At 64.6% G+C, this 18357-nt stretch carries 21 protein-coding genes; 10 read left to right on the plus strand and 11 right to left on the minus strand.

Annotated elements, in window-relative coordinates; translation table 11 throughout:
- The first annotated feature begins 1 nt into the window (after nucleotide 1).
- A complete protein-coding gene (gene ccoS, locus LX70_RS11275) occupies nucleotides 2-160 on the plus strand; it encodes a cbb3-type cytochrome oxidase assembly protein CcoS (protein WP_105514863.1) in 159 nt (52 codons plus the stop codon).
- A gap of 12 nt (nucleotides 161-172) precedes the next feature.
- Here the strand turns inward: ccoS and LX70_RS11280 are convergent, their stop codons facing one another.
- The 3 genes from LX70_RS11280 to LX70_RS11290 all read right to left on the minus strand — a co-directional run bounded on the left by LX70_RS11280 (nucleotide 173) and on the right by LX70_RS11290 (nucleotide 4067).
- Nucleotides 173-1972, minus strand: coding sequence for a D-alanyl-D-alanine carboxypeptidase family protein (locus LX70_RS11280; RefSeq protein WP_105514989.1), 1800 nt, complete (start codon nucleotides 1970-1972; stop codon nucleotides 173-175).
- 251 nt (nucleotides 1973-2223) lie between these two features.
- On the minus strand, nucleotides 2224-2925 hold the full coding sequence (locus LX70_RS11285; RefSeq protein WP_105514864.1) for an HAD family hydrolase: 702 nt from the start codon (nucleotides 2923-2925) through the stop codon (nucleotides 2224-2226).
- Nucleotides 2925-4067: a class I SAM-dependent methyltransferase gene (locus LX70_RS11290; RefSeq protein ID WP_211301706.1), complete on the minus strand. Its 1143-nt coding sequence runs from the start codon at nucleotides 4065-4067 to the stop codon at nucleotides 2925-2927. Before LX70_RS11290 ends, LX70_RS11285 begins: the two co-directional genes overlap by 1 nt.
- 494 nt (nucleotides 4068-4561) lie before the next feature.
- Between LX70_RS11290 and clpS the strand changes: the two genes are divergently transcribed.
- From clpS to LX70_RS11305, 3 genes are read left to right on the plus strand one after another with little or no spacing between them, the layout of a single operon-like run.
- Nucleotides 4562-4882, plus strand: a complete 321-nt coding sequence (gene clpS, locus LX70_RS11295; RefSeq protein WP_170076180.1) for an ATP-dependent Clp protease adapter ClpS — start codon at nucleotides 4562-4564, stop codon at nucleotides 4880-4882.
- A 21-nt stretch (nucleotides 4883-4903) separates the two neighbouring features.
- The gene (locus tag LX70_RS11300) at nucleotides 4904-5917 is read left to right on the plus strand and encodes a class I SAM-dependent methyltransferase (RefSeq protein WP_105514866.1); all 1014 of its coding nucleotides are present in this window, start codon (nucleotides 4904-4906) and stop codon (nucleotides 5915-5917) included.
- Nucleotides 5918-5961: 44 nt separating this feature from the next.
- Nucleotides 5962-6771 carry an SDR family NAD(P)-dependent oxidoreductase gene (locus tag LX70_RS11305; protein WP_105514867.1) on the plus strand — a complete coding sequence of 270 codons (810 nt, stop codon included), beginning with the start codon at nucleotides 5962-5964 and terminating at the stop codon, nucleotides 6769-6771.
- A gap of 99 nt (nucleotides 6772-6870) precedes the next feature.
- On the opposite strand, the gene LX70_RS11310 is transcribed toward LX70_RS11305, so the two are convergent.
- Entirely contained in the window at nucleotides 6871-7272 is a 402-nt protein-coding gene (locus LX70_RS11310) for a hypothetical protein (protein ID WP_105514868.1), read from the minus strand.
- A 1-nt stretch (nucleotide 7273) separates the two neighbouring features.
- Nucleotides 7274-7654 carry a hypothetical protein gene (locus LX70_RS11315; protein WP_105514869.1) on the minus strand — a complete coding sequence of 127 codons (381 nt, stop codon included), beginning with the start codon at nucleotides 7652-7654 and terminating at the stop codon, nucleotides 7274-7276.
- Nucleotides 7655-7798: 144 nt separating this feature from the next.
- Here LX70_RS11315 and hemF point away from each other — a divergent pair, with 144 nt between their 5' ends.
- Nucleotides 7799-8689, plus strand: coding sequence for an oxygen-dependent coproporphyrinogen oxidase (gene hemF / locus LX70_RS11320; RefSeq protein WP_105514870.1), 891 nt, complete (start codon nucleotides 7799-7801; stop codon nucleotides 8687-8689).
- Between the two features lie 5 nt (nucleotides 8690-8694).
- Entirely contained in the window at nucleotides 8695-9321 is a 627-nt protein-coding gene (locus LX70_RS11325) for a LysE family translocator (protein ID WP_105514991.1), read from the plus strand.
- 94 nt (nucleotides 9322-9415) lie between these two features.
- Here LX70_RS11325 and uraH read toward each other — a convergent pair whose 3' ends face one another.
- Nucleotides 9416-9775, minus strand: a complete 360-nt coding sequence (gene uraH / locus LX70_RS11330; RefSeq protein ID WP_105514871.1) for a hydroxyisourate hydrolase — start codon at nucleotides 9773-9775, stop codon at nucleotides 9416-9418.
- A 149-nt stretch (nucleotides 9776-9924) separates the two neighbouring features.
- Between uraH and puuE the strand changes: the two genes are divergently transcribed.
- The 3 genes from puuE to LX70_RS11345 all read left to right on the plus strand — a co-directional run bounded on the left by puuE (nucleotide 9925) and on the right by LX70_RS11345 (nucleotide 12769).
- Nucleotides 9925-11337 carry an allantoinase PuuE gene (puuE, locus tag LX70_RS11335; RefSeq protein ID WP_105514872.1) on the plus strand — a complete coding sequence of 471 codons (1413 nt, stop codon included), beginning with the start codon at nucleotides 9925-9927 and terminating at the stop codon, nucleotides 11335-11337.
- Nucleotides 11334-12170 (plus strand): bifunctional allantoicase/(S)-ureidoglycine aminohydrolase, encoded by an 837-nt coding sequence (locus tag LX70_RS11340; protein WP_105514873.1) that lies wholly within the window; start codon nucleotides 11334-11336, stop codon nucleotides 12168-12170. The genes puuE and LX70_RS11340 overlap by 4 nt, the downstream gene beginning before the upstream one ends.
- A gap of 110 nt (nucleotides 12171-12280) precedes the next feature.
- A complete protein-coding gene (locus LX70_RS11345; RefSeq protein WP_105514874.1) occupies nucleotides 12281-12769 on the plus strand; it encodes an ureidoglycolate lyase in 489 nt (162 codons plus the stop codon).
- A gap of 5 nt (nucleotides 12770-12774) precedes the next feature.
- Here LX70_RS11345 and LX70_RS11350 read toward each other — a convergent pair whose 3' ends face one another.
- Nucleotides 12775-13758 carry a type I glyceraldehyde-3-phosphate dehydrogenase gene (locus LX70_RS11350; RefSeq protein ID WP_105514875.1) on the minus strand — a complete coding sequence of 328 codons (984 nt, stop codon included), beginning with the start codon at nucleotides 13756-13758 and terminating at the stop codon, nucleotides 12775-12777.
- Nucleotides 13759-13929: 171 nt separating this feature from the next.
- A complete protein-coding gene (locus LX70_RS11355) occupies nucleotides 13930-14559 on the minus strand; it encodes a ribonuclease T2 family protein (RefSeq protein ID WP_105514876.1) in 630 nt (209 codons plus the stop codon).
- A gap of 126 nt (nucleotides 14560-14685) precedes the next feature.
- On the opposite strand from LX70_RS11355, the gene LX70_RS11360 reads away from it, so the two are divergent.
- The gene (locus LX70_RS11360; protein ID WP_105514877.1) at nucleotides 14686-15441 is read left to right on the plus strand and encodes a DUF1013 domain-containing protein; all 756 of its coding nucleotides are present in this window, start codon (nucleotides 14686-14688) and stop codon (nucleotides 15439-15441) included.
- Between the two features lie 46 nt (nucleotides 15442-15487).
- Here LX70_RS11360 and recR read toward each other — a convergent pair whose 3' ends face one another.
- Genes recR through LX70_RS11375 form a run of 3 tightly spaced genes read right to left on the minus strand, consistent with a single transcriptional unit; the run spans nucleotide 15488 to nucleotide 18198 of the window.
- Nucleotides 15488-16087, minus strand: coding sequence for a recombination mediator RecR (gene recR / locus LX70_RS11365; RefSeq protein ID WP_105514878.1), 600 nt, complete (start codon nucleotides 16085-16087; stop codon nucleotides 15488-15490).
- Between the two features lie 7 nt (nucleotides 16088-16094).
- Nucleotides 16095-16448 carry a YbaB/EbfC family nucleoid-associated protein gene (locus tag LX70_RS11370; RefSeq protein ID WP_105514879.1) on the minus strand — a complete coding sequence of 118 codons (354 nt, stop codon included), beginning with the start codon at nucleotides 16446-16448 and terminating at the stop codon, nucleotides 16095-16097.
- Nucleotides 16449-16458: 10 nt separating this feature from the next.
- On the minus strand, nucleotides 16459-18198 hold the full coding sequence (locus LX70_RS11375; RefSeq protein WP_105514880.1) for a DNA polymerase III subunit gamma/tau: 1740 nt from the start codon (nucleotides 18196-18198) through the stop codon (nucleotides 16459-16461).
- Between the last annotated feature and the right edge of the window lie 159 nt (nucleotides 18199-18357).

Raw genomic sequence — 18357 nt, forward strand, 5'->3', positions numbered from 1 at the left:
CATGGAAACGCTCGTCTATCTGATCCCGATTTCGTTGTTTCTGGGGGGCGTCGGCCTTGTCGCCTTCATCTGGGCGCTTCGAAGCAACCAGTTCGACGATCCCGACGGCGACGGTCACCGCGTGCTGCGCGATGACTGGGACGATCATCCGAAACCGTAAAGCGCCGGCCCTTCAGGGACCGACGACGCTGCATTCGGTCTGCCGCGCGGTCAGGCGGCGGCAGGCGAGGCTGGCCATCTCTTCGGTCATGCCGACGAAGTTGGCGTCATAACCGCCCTTGCGCGGGGTGACCTTGCGCAGCGCCTCATCCAGGGTGTTCATCTCGATCAGCGCGGTCTGAAGAAGAACCCGTTCGGCGGCATAGCGCGACGGGTAATTGCCGACATTGATCGCCCATTCGCGACCGCCGGAGGTGGAAACGCGGGTGACGACCTCAAGCGGTTCCTCGGCGACAGGGGCGGCCGGGGCCGAGGCAAGGATGATCTCTTCCGGGCGCGCTTTCGGCGCGACGATGGTCATGGTTTCGGCGGTCATGGTTTCGGCAGGCGCGACGGCGGCCAGCGCGACGGCGTCCTGCCTCACGGGCTCTTCCAGCGTCTCAACGGCTTCGGCGACGGTGGCCGGTTCGGCGACGGCCGGATTGGCCGGGGGTGGCGTCAGGGCAGCCTCGGCCAGTGCGGCGACGTCTTCGGCGGGTGCTTCGACCACGGCTTCGGCGACATCGACCGCTTCCGGCGCGGCCTCTGCCGGTCGCGGCGCGGCCTGCGGTACGGGGGAGGAGGCGAGCGCCAGCGCGGTGTCGCTTTCGGCCTGAAGCCCAAGCGTTTCGGGCTGCGGGGTGGTGGTCTGGGCGAAGGCCGGGCCTTCGGCGGCTTTTTCCTCGGCCTCGGCGGTGACCGCCGCGACCTTTTCGGCCGTTTCCTCACCCGCGAGCGTGGTCTGCGCCTCGGCCAGGGCTGCGGCGATGTCGTCCTGCATCGACGACAGCAGCATTTCGTCCAGCGCCTGTTCCGGCACGGCTGCCGGGGCGGGGGCGTTCGGGTCGGGCCGCGATTTCGGCCGCAGGCTTTTCGCGACCGCGACCTGAAGCCGGATCGTCTTGCCCGCCGCGACGCCAGAGCCGCTGTCGATGTCGCTGTCAGGCGTCAGATTCTCGGGCGCGGAGGCGACATAGGTCGGCCGCCCCGGCTTTTGCACCAGCGCGCGGTTCGGCGACTTGCGGAAGCCGAGGTCAAGCAGTTCGGCCATCCGCGCGTTGCGCATCGCGGTCGAGGTGCCGCCGAAGATGACGCCGATCACCCGCTTGTTGCCACGCTGGGCGGAGGCGACGAGGTTGAAACCCGCCGCCGAGGTATAGCCGGTCTTGATCCCGTCGGCGCCCTCATAGGCGTCAAGGAAACGGCGGTTGGTCGATCGCACCGTCGCGATCCCCGCATCGGCGGAGCGGCGGGAGAAGAGGTTGTAATATTGCGGATAGTCGAAGAAGAGATGCCGCCCCAGCGTCACCATGTCACCGGCGGTCGACAGGTGCCCGGATGCCGTCAGGCCGTTGGCATTGACGAAATTCGTCCGGGTCATGCCCAGCGATTTGGCGGTGCGGTTCATGCGTCGGGCAAAAGCCGCCTCAGACCCCTCGATCGCCTCGCCGATGGCCGTGGCCGCATCGTTGGCCGATTTGATCGCGGCGGCGCGGATCAGGTAGCGCAGGGCGATGGTCTGGCCGGGCCGCAGGCCAAGCTTCGACGGCGGTTCAGCGGCCGCGTTCTTCGTGATCGTCACCCGGCTGTCGAGCGAAATCTCGCCATGTTCGATCGCCTCGAACGCGATGTAGAGCGTCATCATCTTGGTCAGAGAGGCGGGGTTGAGACGGGTATCGGCGTTCTTCGACCGCAGCACCTCGCCGGTGCGCATGTCCATGACCAGTTCCGCATAGGGAACCGCGCCGGAAATTACCGGGTTGAGAAGCAGCATCACAAGGATCGCTGCAAACACGCCAATGCGACGGACGCACTGCCCCGGACAAGCAAACACCTGTCTCACTGTTCCTGCCTCGTTACCCCGATCTTTTGCCGGGATTTGGTGATTTGCGGAAACGATAGCACAGAGGCGTCAGGACGAAAACAGCTTGTTTTGAAAACAGTTGCGGCGTGTTTCTGCCGCAAGATCGGGGGCGGGTGAGCCTAAATCTCGCCCATGCCCCCGGCCGGACCACAACACTGGCCTTAGCCCGCCGCCTCGATCCGGTCGAGAAGCGCGGGAAGCTGGCCGAGATCGTCAATCAGACGGAAACGCGGGGCATGTTCGGGGGCGGTGTCATGTTCAAGCGCCCAGGTCAGGTCATGGGGGACATGAACGCCCCAGCCGCCCAGTGCCAGAACCGGCAGCACGTCGGATTTCAACGAATTGCCGACCATCATCGCGGCGTCGGCCCGGATCGCGCGGCGGCGGAAGATCTCGGCATAGACCTCGGGCGTCTTGGTGGAGACGATTTCGACCCCGTCGAAGACCTCGCCCAGCCCGGACTGCGCGATCTTGCGTTCCTGGTCGATCAGGTCGCCCTTGGTGATGACGAGCAGCGGGTAGCGGCCCTTCAGTTGCGCCAGCGCCGCCTCGGCATGGGGCAAAAGCTCGATCGGGTGGCCCAGCATCTCGCGCCCCGCCGCGACAATCTCGCCGATGACGGCGCCGGGGACGCGATTGCCGGTCACCTCAAGCGCGGTTTCGATCATCGAGAGGACAAAGCCCTTGATGCCGAACCCGTAGCGCCCGACGTTGCGCCGTTCGGCCGCCAACAGGCGCTCCTCCAGATGGTCGCGCCCGGCATAGTCGGACAAGAGGTCGGAGAAGTGATCATGCGTCAGGCGAAAAAAGCGTTCGTGGTGCCAGAGCGTATCGTCGGCGTCGAAGCAAACTGCGTGAAGCATCAATCGAATCGCCCATTCATGTCACACCTTGGCTTTTTGAAACCAATATAGTGCTCTGCAGCCCCAGAAATGAACTTCAAGTCAGAGAAGCCAGCGGCGAGCGCAAGAGACGATATCCCGGATATGAGATCGAGAACATACATTGGGTCTGGTTCAGAATAGCCCTCGTTCCTAGCTGCGTAGTTCGGGTTGTAGTTGGTTCGAGACAGGCCGCGAGTAATCGTTTCATCTTTTGACAAATAAAGATGTGACACTGATACAATTGCGGTGCCGTTTGGCTTTAGTACTCGCCAAGCTTCGGATAGCGCCCGCTCTATACCGAAGTAAGATGACTGGTATGTTTTTAGACAGTAGTAAACATCGAATGTAAGCGTTGTTGGCAAATCCTCAGCTTCACCGACATTGACATTTCGAAAATGTTTCGTTGCGATTTCCACGGCGCCTGCAGCTATGTCAAAAGCAAAGAACTCTTTAAATTTATCGTAAAAACCAACGCCCTCGGGTTTTGAGCCTATTCCAACGCAGATACAGCTCAATTGGCCAATTTCAGGGACTCCCATGAACTGAGAGACAAATGTAATCTCTTTAAGCCAGTCATTCCCATCGACTTCCCTCTCGTCTGGAGAGTCAATCTTCTTCCCGTACTTGGTGTTAAAGAGTTTGGATCGAGCGTCGGAAGCGATTGATTTCGCCGTCTCATATGGCATATTTGCAATACTGGAGATGTGATGAGCCGCCCCCTCGATCGAGCGAGAATATATTTGCCTATCTTCTCCAAAGCTGTAATTTATCTCAGTGAGAATATGGTTCCAGAATAGTTGCGCTGACTTGAGTTCATGAAAAACTGATAGTTTAGCAACGCTATGCTTTCTAATTTCTTTGTCTAAAGCAGTCCTTAATATATTATAATCCTGATTGCCAGCTTCATCGTGCTTGAAGAAGCATCTGATCAGCCGATTGGCGATTTCTTCATTCAGGCCTTTGCCTTTTTTGTAATTTATAATTGTATTAACGCTTTTTCTAAGCATTATTGCAATAGCGGCGTTTGTTAGCGGCTCGGATGCCCCTACAGAGTATCCGGCGCGCTTCCCCTCTTTCATTAGCTTATTTATAATAGATTGAAGGGTATAACTATTATTCAATATGCCCTCCTCAGTTGTGATGTCGTTGTGATCAGCCGTTGTGATGTTGTGAGCCGAACATCTTTACGATTGTGAAGAAAATCTGATCCGATGCACGAGTCAAGAGGAGGGCGCAATGAGTTCGGATCTCGTCGAAATCCTGGTGTATGTCGAACTGTCATTCGTGCATGCGTCGATGTGCTCGAGAAATCAGCGGTACCTAATCGCTGCTATCTGCTACCTTCTCCTGTCCTATGCAAAGCTCCAAGGCATGCCTTGACAAGGTGACGCGGCAGAAAACCGCGATCAATGCAGGGGCCGCCGACGTTTCCGCGGTTCGTCGCGAGAGCCAAATGGCCCCGGCACTGTCGCGCGGGCTGGCGCCGGGATCAATCCCCGGACAAACCAACCCTTTTCTCGCCGGGCACAGGCCCTATATTGTGGCCTCGACCCGAACCCCGCGAATCCCGGCCCCGGTGATGGAGTTTTTCGACTTGCCCTTGCACCCGCTGCATATGTCGGACCGCAAAGACGGCAATGATCAGGATGCCTCGGTCATTACCAAGACGCGCGCCAAGACGCAGCGGCCGCCGCTTTACAAGGTGCTTCTGCTGAACGACGACTACACGCCGATGGAATTCGTCGTGCATATCCTTGAACGGTTCTTCGGCATGACCCATGCCCAGGCGTTCGAGATCATGCTGACGGTCCACAAGAAGGGCGTGGCGGTCGTGGGCGTCTTTTCCTTCGAGGTGGCCGAGACGAAGGTCGCGCAGGTGATGGATTTCGCGCGGCGGCATCAGCACCCGCTTCAATGCACCATGGAAAAGGAATAGGGGCTTCGGCCCGTTCCCGAGATGCTTTCCCAACGCCTTCCCCTGGCCCTTGCCGATGCGGGGCCGCTGCCTGCCACAGGGGCCGTTCTGGTCCATGGCGCGCGGGCGGATGGTGGGCTGTCGGCGCTGCCGCGTGACCGGGTGGTGGTGGTGCAGGGCTTTCGTCCCGACCATGACGCGCTGGCGGGGCAGGGCTTTACCGTGGTGCCGCAGGCGTCGGATGTGACCGATCCCGCTGCGGCGGCCATCGTCAGCCTGCCGCGCGCCAGGGCGGCGGCGCGGGATGCGGTCGCCTCGGTCTTGCGCGGGCTGCGGCCCGGCGCGCCGGTCTGGATCGACGGGCAAAAGACCGATGGCGTCGATTCCATGCTGAAGGAGTTGCGCGCCCGCGTTGCCGTCTCGCAGCCCATCGCCAAGGCGCATGGCAAGATCTTCCGCTTCGACCGCCCCGCCGATGACAGCTTTTCCGACTGGCTGGCCGGTGACATCACGCCCGCGTCGGGCTTTGTCACCCGGCCCGGCGTGTTTTCCGCCGATGCCGTCGATCGCGGTTCGGCGCTGCTGGCCTCGGCCTTGCCTGAAAGGCTGGGCGCGCGGGTGGCGGATTTCGGCGCCGGCTGGGGCTGGCTTTCGGCGCAGATCCTTGCGCGTGACGGCGTCGCGGCGCTGGATCTGGTCGAGGCGGATCACCTCGCCCTTGCCTGCGCGCGGCGCAACGTGACCGATCCGCGCGCCGCCTTTCACTGGGCCGATGCGACACGATTCCGGCCCGAACGGCGTTATGATGCGGTTGTCACCAATCCGCCCTTCCATACCGGCCGCGCCGCCGAGCCGGGTCTGGGCGTTGCTTTCATCACCGCCGCCGCCGCGTCGCTTGCCCCGCAGGGGGCGCTCTGGCTTGTCGCCAATCGCCAGTTGCCCTACGAAGCGGCGCTGACCCGCCTGTTCCGCGACGTGCGCGAGGTCGGCGGTGACAAGGGGTTCAAGGTTCTGAGTGCTTCGGGTGTTGTCAACGCGCCTCGTTCCGGGGCGTGAAATCCACTACTCTGCCGCCAGGCAGAATCGCTGACGGATCTCATATGTCTCTTTCTCTTGCCGGCAAGACGGCCATCGTGACGGGCGCGGCCAAGGGCATCGGCCTTGCCATCGCGCGTCATTTCGTCGATCGCGGCGCCCGCGTCATGTTCGCCGATTGCGACGAAACCGCCCTTGCCGAAGCGGTCGACGGCCAGACGGGCGAGGACAGCCCGATCCGCGGCTATGGTGGCGATCTGAGCCAGAAGCTTGCCATGGCGAACTTGCTTTCGGCCACCGTCGATGCGTTCGACCGGATCGACATCCTGGTCAATGCCAGCCGCAATTGCCTTCTGAGCGATCCGTTGAACCCCGAGGATCAGAGCCTTGAGGCGATGCTGAAGCAGAACCTGATGACCTCGCTCAGGCTGTCGCAGATGACCGCGAAGCGGATGATCGCGCAGGCGGAGAAGGACGGGAATGAAGACGGGCCGGTGGGCGCGATCGTCAATATCTCCTCGCTGGCCGCGCAGCGCACCCAGCCGGAGCTTCTGGCCTATTCCATCGCCGGGGCGGCGCTCGATCAGGCGACGCGCTCGCTGGCGCTGGCGCTGGCGCCGCAGCGTATCCGCGTGAACGGCATCGCCATCGCCAGCGTGATGACGGCAAGCCTTCAGGCCGCGCTGCGCGACAACCCCGACTGGCGCGGTGAGATCGAGGAGAAAACCCCCCTTGGCCGTATCGCCGCCCCGTCCGAGCTTGTGGATGCGGTGCAGTTCCTGTCGGCCGACGGGGCCGGGTTCGTCACCGGGCAGATCCTGACCATCGACGGTGGTCGTGGTCTTCTGGATGTGGTGGCGGCGCCGGGCTATTAAAGCGTTTCGGGTTTGCGTTGAGAAAGTAACTATCAGAATTCGAACGAAATAAGTTCAAATTCTGATTCAGCGCAAACCCGAAATGCTATAGGCCCAGCGCTATTCGGGATATTGCGCCTTGCAGGCGGCGATTGCGGGGGCGGCCTGACTGGCCAGCACCTTGCGCCGCGCTGTCAGCGCCGCCAGCTTGCGGTTTTCGGCTGCCGGGTCGATGGCGACGGGCTTGCGCACCGTCCGCTCATAGGGTTCCCAGCACATGTCGCGGCCGGTACCCGCCACGTTCGGGCGGCTGGGGAAGCAGGGCTCCCAGTCCCAGTCGGTGACGGTCTGTTCGTCATAGCCATAGCCGCGTGACAGGTTGGCGCGGGTTTCGGCGATCAGCGCATCGACCTGGCGCAGTTCCTTGGTATTGGCGCGGATGCACTGTTCCTGCGGTGTGCCGCAGGCGGTCAGCGTCAGGACAAGGGCCAGCCCGGTGGCCGTGGCCAGTTTCATCGTCATGTCAGGCCCCTCCGGCCGTGCATTGCGCCGTCCTGGCGTTGATCGTGGAGCGCAGGGCCATGCGCCTCGCCTCAAGCGCCTTCAGCTTGCGTTCCTCGGCGGTAAGGTCGATGGCGACGGGCCGGGTCCTGGTCGAGGGATCGGTGCAAAGCGCCGCCCCGACATGGGACCCGCCGCCGCCAAGGCAGAAGTTGAAGCTGCCCCCGGTCTGGTCGCGTTCAGTCCGGTACCCGCGTGCGATGGCGGCCTGCGTATCCTCGATCAGCTTGTCGACGGTGCGCAGCTCGCGCATCTCCTCGCGCGCGCAACTGGCGCCGCTGTCGACGCAGGCGGGCAGGGCGGCGAGAAGGATCAGGGCGGGGAGGTGGCGAAAGGGGACCATGGCGGGCGACTCATCACTGGTGTGCGGGGTGGGGCCAGCTTACAGCCTGTTGCCCACGGGGCCAAATCAAGTTGCGGGCTGCCGATATGGCGGGTGCCGCGCAAAGCTGATAGGCCCAAGGGGAACGCCCTGACGGAGGCCCCCTTGTCCGACCCATTCGACACCCGCAAGGACCGTGCCGCGCGCTGGTTCCGCAGCCTGCGCGACGACATTACCGCCGCCTTCGAGGCGCTGGAGGACAGCCAGTCCACCGGCCCCTTCGCCGACCGTCCCGCCGGACGGTTCGAGATGGCCGAAACCCGCCGGCAGTCCGAAGATGGCAGCGACGCGGGTGGCGGGCTGATGAGCGTGATGCGCGGCGGACGGGTGTTCGAGAAGGTCGGCGTCAACGTCTCGACCGTCCATGGCCGCCTTGGCCCCCGCGCGCAGGCGGCGATGGCCGCGCGCGGCGTGCCGGGGATGGCAGAGGACCCGCGCTTCTGGGCGTCCGGCATCAGCCTTGTCGCCCATATGCAGAACCCGCATACGCCCGCCGTCCACATGAACACGCGGATGTTCTGGACCCCCCATGCCTGGTGGTTCGGCGGCGGGGCCGACCTGAACCCCTGCATCGACTATGCCGAGGACACGGCGCATTTCCATTCGGTGCTGGCGGCGGCCTGCGATGCCCATGATCCGGGCTATTACACCCGTTTCAAAAGCTGGGCCGACGAATATTTCTTTGTCCCGCACCGGGGCCGGGCGCGCGGTGTCGGCGGCATCTTCTACGACGATCTGAACACCGGCGACTGGGAGGCGGATTTTGCCTTCACCCAATCCGTCGGCCGCGCCTTCCTGCCCGCTTTCGTGCCGGTGACAGAGCGTCGCCGCGACACGGTTTGGGATGACGGCGACAAGGACCGCCAGCTTGTCCATCGCGGGCTTTATGCGGAATACAACCTTGTCTACGACCGCGGGACCAAGTTCGGGCTTGAGACGGGCCATGACGCCAATGCCGTGTTGATGAGCCTTCCGCCAATGGCCAAGTGGGTCTGACGGCGATGATCCCCACCGGCCTGCCGGCCTTCGTCCTCGCCTCCACGCTGATCGAGCTGACGCCGGGGCCGAACATGGCCTGGCTCGCCATGGTCGCGGCGACCGAGGGGCGGCGGCCGGGCTTGGCCGCCGTCGGGGGCGTGGCGCTGGGCCTTGGCGTGATCGGCGTCGCCGCCGCCTTTGGGCTGGCCGCGATCATCGCCGCCACGCCCGCGCTTTACCAGGCGTTGCGCTGGGCGGGGGTGCTGTATCTGCTCTGGCTCGCCTGGGACGGCTGGCGCGATGGCGGGGCAGAGGACGGGAACACCCATGCGGGCATCACCCTGCGCCGTGCGTTCCGGCGCGGGCTTGTCACCAACCTTCTGAACCCGAAGGCCGCGCTTTTCTACATCGCGGTTCTGCCGGGCTTCACCGATCCCGGCGCCTCTGTGCTGGTGGAGACACTGATCCTGACCGCTGCCTATGTCGCCGTGGCAACCGCGATCCATGCCGGGATCGTGGCGCTGGCGGGGTCCGCCCATGCGCTGCTCGACGATCCGGTGAAAAGCCGTATCGTGCGGCGGGTCCTGTCCGCCGCGCTTGCCCTTGTCGCGCTCTGGTTCGCCTGGTCCAGCCGTACCGGCGGCGCCTGACGCCTATAGCATTTCGGGTTTGCGCTGAATCAGAGTTTGACCCTATTTCGTTCTAATTCTGTTACTTACGTTCTCAACGCAAACCCGAAGCGCTTTAACTCCCGCGATAGGTCGAATAGCCGAAAGGCGACAGCAGCAGCGGTACATGGTAATGCGCGCTGTCGTCCGAAATGCCGAAGCGGATCGGGATCTGGTCAAGGAAGCGCGGGCTTTCCGGCGCCGCGCCGGTGCTGTCCAGATAATCGCCCGCGTGAAAGATCAGCTCATACCGTCCCGCCACGAAATCGCCCTTGGGCAGGATCGGGCCGTCGGTGCGGCCATCGGCATTCGTCACCATCCGCGCCAGCGCCACGCGCCCCTCTGCCGTCAGCCGGAAAAGCTCCACCACCATGCCCGCCGCCGGGCAGCCCCGCGCGGTGTCCAGAACATGCGTCGTCAGATAGCCCTCGACCATTCCCTACCTCTCCGCTGCATCCGGGCCAGCTTAGCGGACCGCCCGCGAAAGGCGAGCGTCGGAATTCCCGTCAAGTACTTCTGGAATTTCTTGATAATATCGCATCCAATCCGGGGCTAGGGTGCAGGCAGATCTGGAAGGGGCCGCGAATGAACCGCTATCCGCGCAACATGATCGGCTATGGTGCCAATCCGCCCGATGCCGCCTGGCCCGGCGGGGCGAAGATCGCCGTCAGCCTCGTGTTGAACTACGAGGAAGGCGGCGAGAATTGCGTCCTGCACGGCGATGCCGCGTCCGAGGCGTTCCTGTCCGACATTGCCGGGGCCGCGATGTGGCCGGGGCAGCGCCACTGGAACATGGAATCGATCTACGAATACGGCGCGCGGGCCGGGTTCTGGCGGCTCCACCGCCTGTTCACTGGCATGGACATCCCGGTGACGATCTACGGTGTGGCCACCGCGCTTGCCCGGTCCCCCGAACAGGTCGCCGCGATGAAGGAAGCGGGGTGGGAGATTGCGTCCCACGGCCTGAAATGGGTCGAACACAAGGACATGCCGGAAGAGGAAGAGAGGCGCCAGATCGCCGAGGCCATCCGCCTGCATACGGAGGTGACCGGCAGCCGCCCGACCGGATGGTATACCGGGCGCTGTTCGCTCAACACCGTGCGCCTGACGGCCGAGGCCGGGTTCGACTGGATTTCCGACACCTATGACGACGATCTGCCTTATTGGATCGAGGCGGGAGGGCGCGACCAGCTGGTGATCCCCTACACGCTTGAAGCCAACGACATGCGCTTTGCCACCGCGCCGGGCTATATCACGGGGGAGCAGTTCTTTCAGTATCTGAAAGACGCTTTCGACGTGCTTTATGCCGAAGGGCAGGCGGGCGCGGCGAAGATGATGTCGGTCGGCCTTCACTGCCGCCTGATCGGCCGGCCGGGCAAGATGGCGGGGCTGAAGCGGTTCCTCGACTACGCGCAGGCGCATGAGGGCGTGTGGTTCCCGCGCCGTATCGACATCGCGCGCCACTGGGCCGCGACCCATCCGCCGCGTCGCTTCGACCGGCCAAGCCGGATGGACAGGGCGACGTTCACCGCCCGCTTCGGCGGCATCTTCGAACATTCCCCCTGGATCGCCGACCGCGCCTGGGCGCTTGAGCTTGGTCCGGCGCATGACACCGCCGCCGGGCTCCACAACGCGCTCGCCCGTGCCTTCCGCTCGGCCAGCCGGGCCGAACGCCTTGGCGTCCTGACCGCGCATCCCGACCTTGCGGGCAAGCTTGCCGCCGCCAGGCGCCTTACCGCCGAAAGCACCGCCGAACAGGCCTCTGCCGGGCTGGATGCCCTGACCGATGCCGAACGGATCGAGTTCACCGAGCTGAACAACGCCTATACCGCGCGCCACGGCTTTCCCTTCATCATCGCCGTGCGCGACCACACCAAGGCGACGATCCTCGACGCCTTCCGCCGCCGTCTGGAACAGGACAATGAGGTGGAATTCGATGAGGCCTGCCGTCAGGTGGAACGGATCGCCGAACTGCGCCTCAAGGACATGCTGATATGACCGGCTATTACACCCCGCCCGGCGGCCTGCCGCCCCAGACCGCCCTGATGACCGGCCGCGCGGTCTTTACCGATGCCTATTGCGTCATCCCCAAGGGCTGCTTTTCCGACATCGTGACCAGCAACCTGCCGGGCTGGAAGAACACCCGCCTCTGGCTTATCGCGCGGCCCATGTCGGGCTTTTCCGAAACCTTCAGCCAATATGTGATGGAGGTCGGCCCCGGCGGCGGCGCAGACCTGCCCGAGCCTGACCCGGTCGCCGAAGGCGTGATTTTCGTGACCGGGGGGGAAATCTGGCTTTCCCTCGACGGCAAGGAACATGAACTCGGCGCGGGCGGCTATGCCTATATCCCGCCCGGCTGCGACTGGCGGCTGCATAACGGCAGCGATCATCCCGCCCGCTTCCACTGGATCCGCAAGCTTTACGAATACGCGCCGGGTCTGACTGCGCCCGCCGCCTTCGTCACCTCGGACCAGGAGGTGAAACCCATCGCCATGCCTGACACCGAAGGCCGCTGGGCGACGACCCGTTTCGCCGACCCCGACGATTTGCGCCACGACATGCATGTCAACATCGTCACCTTCCAGCCCGGCGGCGTGATCCCGTTCGAGGAAACCCATGTGATGGAACACGGGCTTTACGTCCTTGAGGGCAAGGCGGTCTACAAGCTCAACCAGGACTGGGTGGAGGTGGAGGCAGGCGATTTCATGTGGCTGCGCGCCTATTGCCCACAGGCTTGCTACGCCGCCGGTCCCGGCCCCTTCCGCTATCTGCTTTACAAGGACGTGAACCGCCACGCCAAACTGCGCGGCCCCGGCGCCTTCGGCCGCTAGGGCTTCTTCGTTGCGCAAAATACTCCACGGGGGGTTGCCATTCTTGCGCCATTGGTTCGAGCAACAATGGCGACGGGTGTGAAACCCCAGGCCCGGGCCAGAGGAAAGCGATGACTCGAACAATCGAAGCCGAACCCATCATCGCACACACCTTCGCCGCCTTCGGCGATGTCCTCGACGCGACGGGCGACTTCCGGCTTATCAATGACGGTCTTTGCCACCGTCACCACGACCGCGCGCGGCTCGATTTCGGTTCGGGCCGGGCCGGGATTTCCATCTTCGACGCGGTTCCGCGCGCCTTGCCTTACGACTTCGATCTTGTCGAACGCCACCCCGAGGGGTCGCAGGCCTTCCTGCCGATGACCGAACACCCGTTCCTTGTCATCGTCGCCCCGGATGCGGGCGGTCGCCCCGGCAGCCCGCGCGCCTTCCTGACCGCGCCGGGGCAGGGGATCAACCTTCTGCGCGGGACCTGGCATGGCGTGCTGACCCCGCTCGCCGCGCCCGGCCGCTTTGCCGTTGTGGATCGCATCGGCGACGGCCCGAACCTTGAGGAGTTCCGCTATCCCGCCCCTTGGCAGGTCATCGGTCCCGCCTGATCGCCCTAAAGGCTACCCATCCGCGCCGCCACGTCCAGCATCCGGTTGGCAAAACCCCATTCGTTGTCATACCAGCCGAAAAGCCGCAGCAGGCCGCCACTGGTGACGCGGGTCTCCGGCAGGGCCATGACGATACTTTCGGGTCGCGCGCGCAGGTCCGACGACACCAGCGGCCGGTCGGTCCGGCCGATCACGCCCCCCGCCGCCGCCAGTGCCGCGTTGACCGTCGCCACGTCCGGCCGCGCCCGTGTCATCACCGTCAGGTCCACGGCCGAGACGGAGGCGACCGGCACCCGGACCGCTGCGCCCTCGATCCGCCCGGCGATGCCCGGCAGCACCACGTCCAGCAGGCGCTGGGCCGAGGTCGTCGTCGGCACCATCGACAGCGCCGCCGCGCGGCTTCGGGCATATTCCGCCCCCGGCGCGTCGATCGTCGGCTGGCTGCCGGTGTAGCAGTGGATCGTGGTCATCCATCCCGTCTCCACGCCCCATTCTGCCTCGACCAGCCGCACCAGCGGCGCCAGCGCGTTGGTCGTGCAGGAGGCGTTTGAGACGATCCGATGCTCCGGCCCCAGCTTTTCATCATTCGCGCCCAGCACGACGGTGAAATCGGCGGTATCCGAGGGGCCTGAAACCAGCACCCGCTTCGCCCCGGCGCGCAGACCGGCCTCGGCAAAGGAGCGTTCCCCACCCAGCCCGGTGCATTCCATCACGATGTCGATGTCCGACAGGTCGAGCGATGCCAGATCGCGCGCCCCGGTCAGACGAATGCGCACCCCGTCGATGACCAGCGCGCCGTTCTCCAGCGCGACTGACCCCTTCCAGGGGCCAAAGGTCGAATCGTATTCGAAAAGATAGGCCGCCATCTCAGGCTTCGCGATGTCATTGACCGCGACGATCTCCACATCGCCCGCGCCGTCCGACAGCGCCGCGCGCAGCACCGACCGGCCGATGCGGCCAAACCCGTTGATCGCGACTCTCACCGCCATGGCGTTCCTTCCCGGATGGCTTTCACGCCAAGAAGCACGGGACGGCGCCCCGCCGCAACCACGCGATTGTGACCGTCACATCGGCTCAAGCCTGCATTTCATTGTGGTTAAAGTACTCCGGGGTCCGGGGCGGAGCCCCGGCGCTTTCCACCGGTGCGGGCGACATTGGCCTCAGCGCACCCGTTCCATCAGCGCATCCTTCATCCGGCAGTCCCGCGCGGCATCGTCGCCGCAGGGGCGGGGGGTCAGGTCGCGGGTCAGGCAAATGCGCACCTCGTCGATCCGGCCCGCCTCGCATGTGACGGTGATCATCGACCGTTCAAGGCCCGGATTGGCTTCAACGAACGCGTCCTCCACCACCTGCGCGGGCAGCTTCACGTCGCGGTCCAGATGGGCCAATACAGGCGGTATAGAGACGTTTTCATAGGCTTTCCGCGACAGCGCGAAGTAGTCATCCGCGCTTAGCCCCGAACAGCGGCCGTGCTTTTTCCATTCATGCCAGGCCAGCCCGCCGGACCCCATGATGTCGGCCATCGCGGCCGTTTCGCGCCGCGACGGATCGCGCGCGCCGGTGCGGCAGTCGCTTGGCCAGCCATAGTCGTTCTGCGGCCAAAGCCCGTGCAGGGTGAAACCGAAGTCGTGGCGCGTGTCGCACTGGTCGTCGCGGCGCGCATCGCCGGTCAGCGCGCACCAGGTCGGCGACCAGCCCAGCGACAGGATGTAATAGTCGAAATCCCCGGCCCGCTCGCCCCCGGCATGGGCGGGCAGGGCCAGGCAGATCAGGGCGGCCAGAACACGCATTTACTCTTCCCTCCAACGCGGCTTGGGACTATATAGCCCCACAACTTCCCCGAAATCGAGGAGTGGCGGTCCAAGGACCGCAGCCGATTTCCCGGCGCGGGAGAGATTTGTAAAGGAGAGATCCAGATGTCGAAACCGCTTATGGCCAAGGCCACGGCCGTCTGGCTCGTGGATAACACGACGCTCAGCTTCAAGCAGATCGCCGATTTCACCGGCATGCACGAACTTGAGATTCAGGGCATCGCGGATGGTGACGTCGCGACGGGCGTCAAGGGGTTCGATCCGATCGCCAACAACCAGCTTGACGCGGTGGAGATCGAGAAGGGCCAGAAGGACCCGCTTTACAAGCTGAAGCTGAAATTCAACCCTGCCTCGGTGGGCGAGGAAAAGCGCCGCGGCCCGCGCTACACGCCGCTGTCCAAGCGTCAGGACCGCCCGGCGGCGATTCTCTGGCTGGTGAAGTTCCACCCGGAGCTGGCGGATGCGCAAATCTCGAAACTTGTCGGCACGACGAAGCCCACGATTGCCGCGATCCGCGACCGGACCCACTGGAACATCAACAACATCACGCCGATCGACCCGGTCGCGCTGGGCCTGTGCCGCCAGACGGAGCTTGACGCCGCCGTGCAGAAGGCCGCCAAGAAGAAGGCCGCCGAGGGTGTGATGAGCGATGATGAGCGGCGCAGGCTCGTCTCGACCGAACAGTCGCTTGGCATGTCGACCGAACCGAAGATTCCGACCGCCATTGCGGGGCTTGAGAACTTCACCCTCTCCGGCACCTCCGATGAGGAAGAGAAGAACCCGGCGGATTATTCCAATGCCGACAGCTTCTTCAACCTGCCGGACAATGACGACGACGAAGACGAAGACGACGACAACTGATCCCGAAACCCCGGCCCCCCGCGCCGGGGTTTTCGTTTCTGCCGCGTCAGACCGATTTTCGCGCCCGAAGCGCCGCCTGGATCGTGCCGTCGTCAAGGTAGTCCAACTCCCCCCCGACCGGCACGCCCTGGGCCAGAGAGGTGACGCGCGCGCCCGCCCCTTCCAGCGCGTCGGCGATGTAATGGGCGGTCGTCTGGCCATCGACGGTTGCGTTCAGCGCCAGGATCACCTCGGCGATCCCCTCATCCCGCACCCGCGACAGCAGTTTCGGGATGCGCAGATCCTCCGGTCCCACGGCATCCAGCGCCGACAGCGTGCCGCCAAGGACGTGATAGCGGCCCTTGAAGCTTTGCCCGCGCTCCATCGCCCACAGGTCGGCCACATCCTCGACCACGCAGATCTCCCCCGTCGCGCGGCGATCGTCGCGGCAGATGTCGCAGATGTCGGCGGTGCCGATATTGCCGCAACTGACGCATTCGCGCGCCGTTGCCGCCACCTCGGCCATCGCCTGTGCAAGCGGCGCCATCACCTGCCCGCGCTTCTTCAGAAGATGCAGCACCGCGCGGCGCGCCGAGCGTGGCCCCAGCCCCGGCAGGCGGGACATGAGGGCGATCAACGCCTCGATGTCGCGGGTGGCGTCGGACAAGGCCGCCTCAGATCGGCAGCTTCATGTCGGCCGGCAGGCCGAGGCTTTCGTAAAGCCGCTTCATCTCATCCTGCTTGCGGTCGGCGGCCTTTTTCTGCGCGTCCTTGATCGCGGCAAGGATCAGGTCCTCGACCACTTCCTTCTGGCTGGGGTCAAAGATCGAGGGGTCGATCTCAAGCGCCTTCAGGTCGCCCTCCAGCGTGCAGGTCGCGGTGACAAGGCCCGCTCCAGCCTCGCCCACAGCGTTCATGGTCTTGAAGCTTTCCTGAAGCTCCGCCACCTTGCCCTGCATCTCCTGCGCGGCCTTCATCATCTTGGCCATGTCGCCGAGGCCTCCGAGGCCCCCAAGTCCCTTGATCATTTCCTACTCCTCAATTTTCCTCAAACGGGTCCCATTCATCCTCGACCTCGGGCAGGGCATCTGCCGTCGCCTCGGCCTTGGCCTCTTCGGGGGTCCTTATGGCGGTGATCTTCGCCTCTGGAAAGGCCGCGAAGACGGCCTGGACCAGCGGATTGTCGCGCGCCTTCTCCCGCGCCGCGATGTCCTTCGCGTCACGCTCCTCGGCGATGGTGGCGGCGCCGCCACCGGCCACGACCGACACGCCCCAGCGGGTGCCGGTCCAGCCCTGAAGCTTCTGGCCAAGTGTCTGCGCAAGGTCGGCGGGCGCATCCACCGTCGGTTCGAACTCGATCCGGCCGGGGGCGTAGCGGACAAGGCGCAGGTGGTTTTCCACCTCAAGCAGCAGCTTCACGTCGCGGTTGGCGCGGATCAGCTCCACCACCGCCGGAAAGCTCGCATAGCGGGCCAGCGCGGTTTCCGGCGCGCGGGCAAGGGCGGTTGCGGTGCCGTTTCCGGTCGGGGCCGATGTCACCTGTGCGCGGGGGGCTGCATGGGTGACGGCGCCGCCGGGGGCAGGGCCACGGCCCGCCGGGGCAGAGGGGCCGGGGCCTTCGGCCAGGCGGCGCATCAACTGTTCCGGGTCGGGCAGGTCGGCGACATGGGTCATGCGGATGACGGCCATTTCGGCGGCCATCATCGCGTTCGGCGCCGCGGCGACCTCTTCCAGCGCTTTCAGCAGCATCTGCCACATCCGCGTCAGCACCCGCATCGGCAGCGCCCCGGCCATGGCGATGCCGCGCGCGCGTTCCTCGGGCGGCACGGTCGGGTCGTCGGCCGCATCCGGCGTGATCTTGATGACGCTGACCCAATGGGTGATCTCGGCCAGATCGCGCAGCACCGCCATCGGGTCTGCGCCGTCGGCATATTGTGCCGAAAGCTCATTCAGCGCGCCTGCCGCGTCGCCTTTCAGGATCATGTCGAACAGGTCCAGCACGCGGCCCCGGTCGGCCAGGCCCAGCATGGCGCGGACCTGATCGGCGGTGGTTTCCCCCGCCCCGTGGCTGATCGCCTGGTCAAGAAGCGATGTCGCATCGCGCGCCGACCCTTCGGCGGCCCGCGTGATAAGGGCCAGCGCGTCGTCGGTAATCTCTGCCTTCTCCGCGCCGGCGATCTTTTGCAGCAGCGCGATCATCACCTCAGGCTCGATCCGGCGCAGGTCGAAGCGCTGGCAGCGCGACAGGACCGTGACCGGCACCTTGCGGATCTCGGTCGTGGCGAAGATGAATTTCACATGCGCGGGCGGTTCCTCAAGCGTCTTCAGGAGCGCGTTGAAGGCGTTCGTCGACAGCATGTGAACTTCGTCGATGATGTAGATCTTGTAGCGCGCGCTGGCGGCCCGGTAGTGGACGGAATCGATGATCTCGCGAATGTCGCCCACGCCGGTACGGCTGGCGGCGTCCATCTCCATCACGTCGACATGGCGGCCTTCCATGATCGCCACGCAATGTTCGCATTGGCCGCAAGGCTCTGTCGTCGGCCCGCCGGTGCCGTCCGGCCCGACGCAGTTCATGCCCTTGGCGATGATCCGGGCCGTGGTCGTTTTCCCGGTGCCGCGGATGCCGGTCATGATGAAGGCCTGCGCGATCCGGTCGGCGGCAAAGGCGTTCTTCAGCGTGCGCACCATCGCGTCCTGCCCGACGAGGTCGGCGAAGGTCTCGGGTCGGTACTTGCGGGCGAGGACCTGATACTTGGTCCCTTGGGTCTCGGTCATTTGGCTTCCCGGATTCGGATTGGCGGTCAGGTTAGGGCCGCGCGGGGGCGGCGTCCACCCGGCGGGTCGTATGTGAGTTGCCGCTACAGGAAAACTACGCGGAAACGACGGAAACGCGACAGGTATCCTACGGAGATTTTTCTGCAAATTCAGCGTCTT

It is taken from the genome of Albidovulum denitrificans, from assembly GCF_002973535.1.
Lineage (GTDB): Bacteria > Pseudomonadota > Alphaproteobacteria > Rhodobacterales > Rhodobacteraceae > Albidovulum > Albidovulum denitrificans.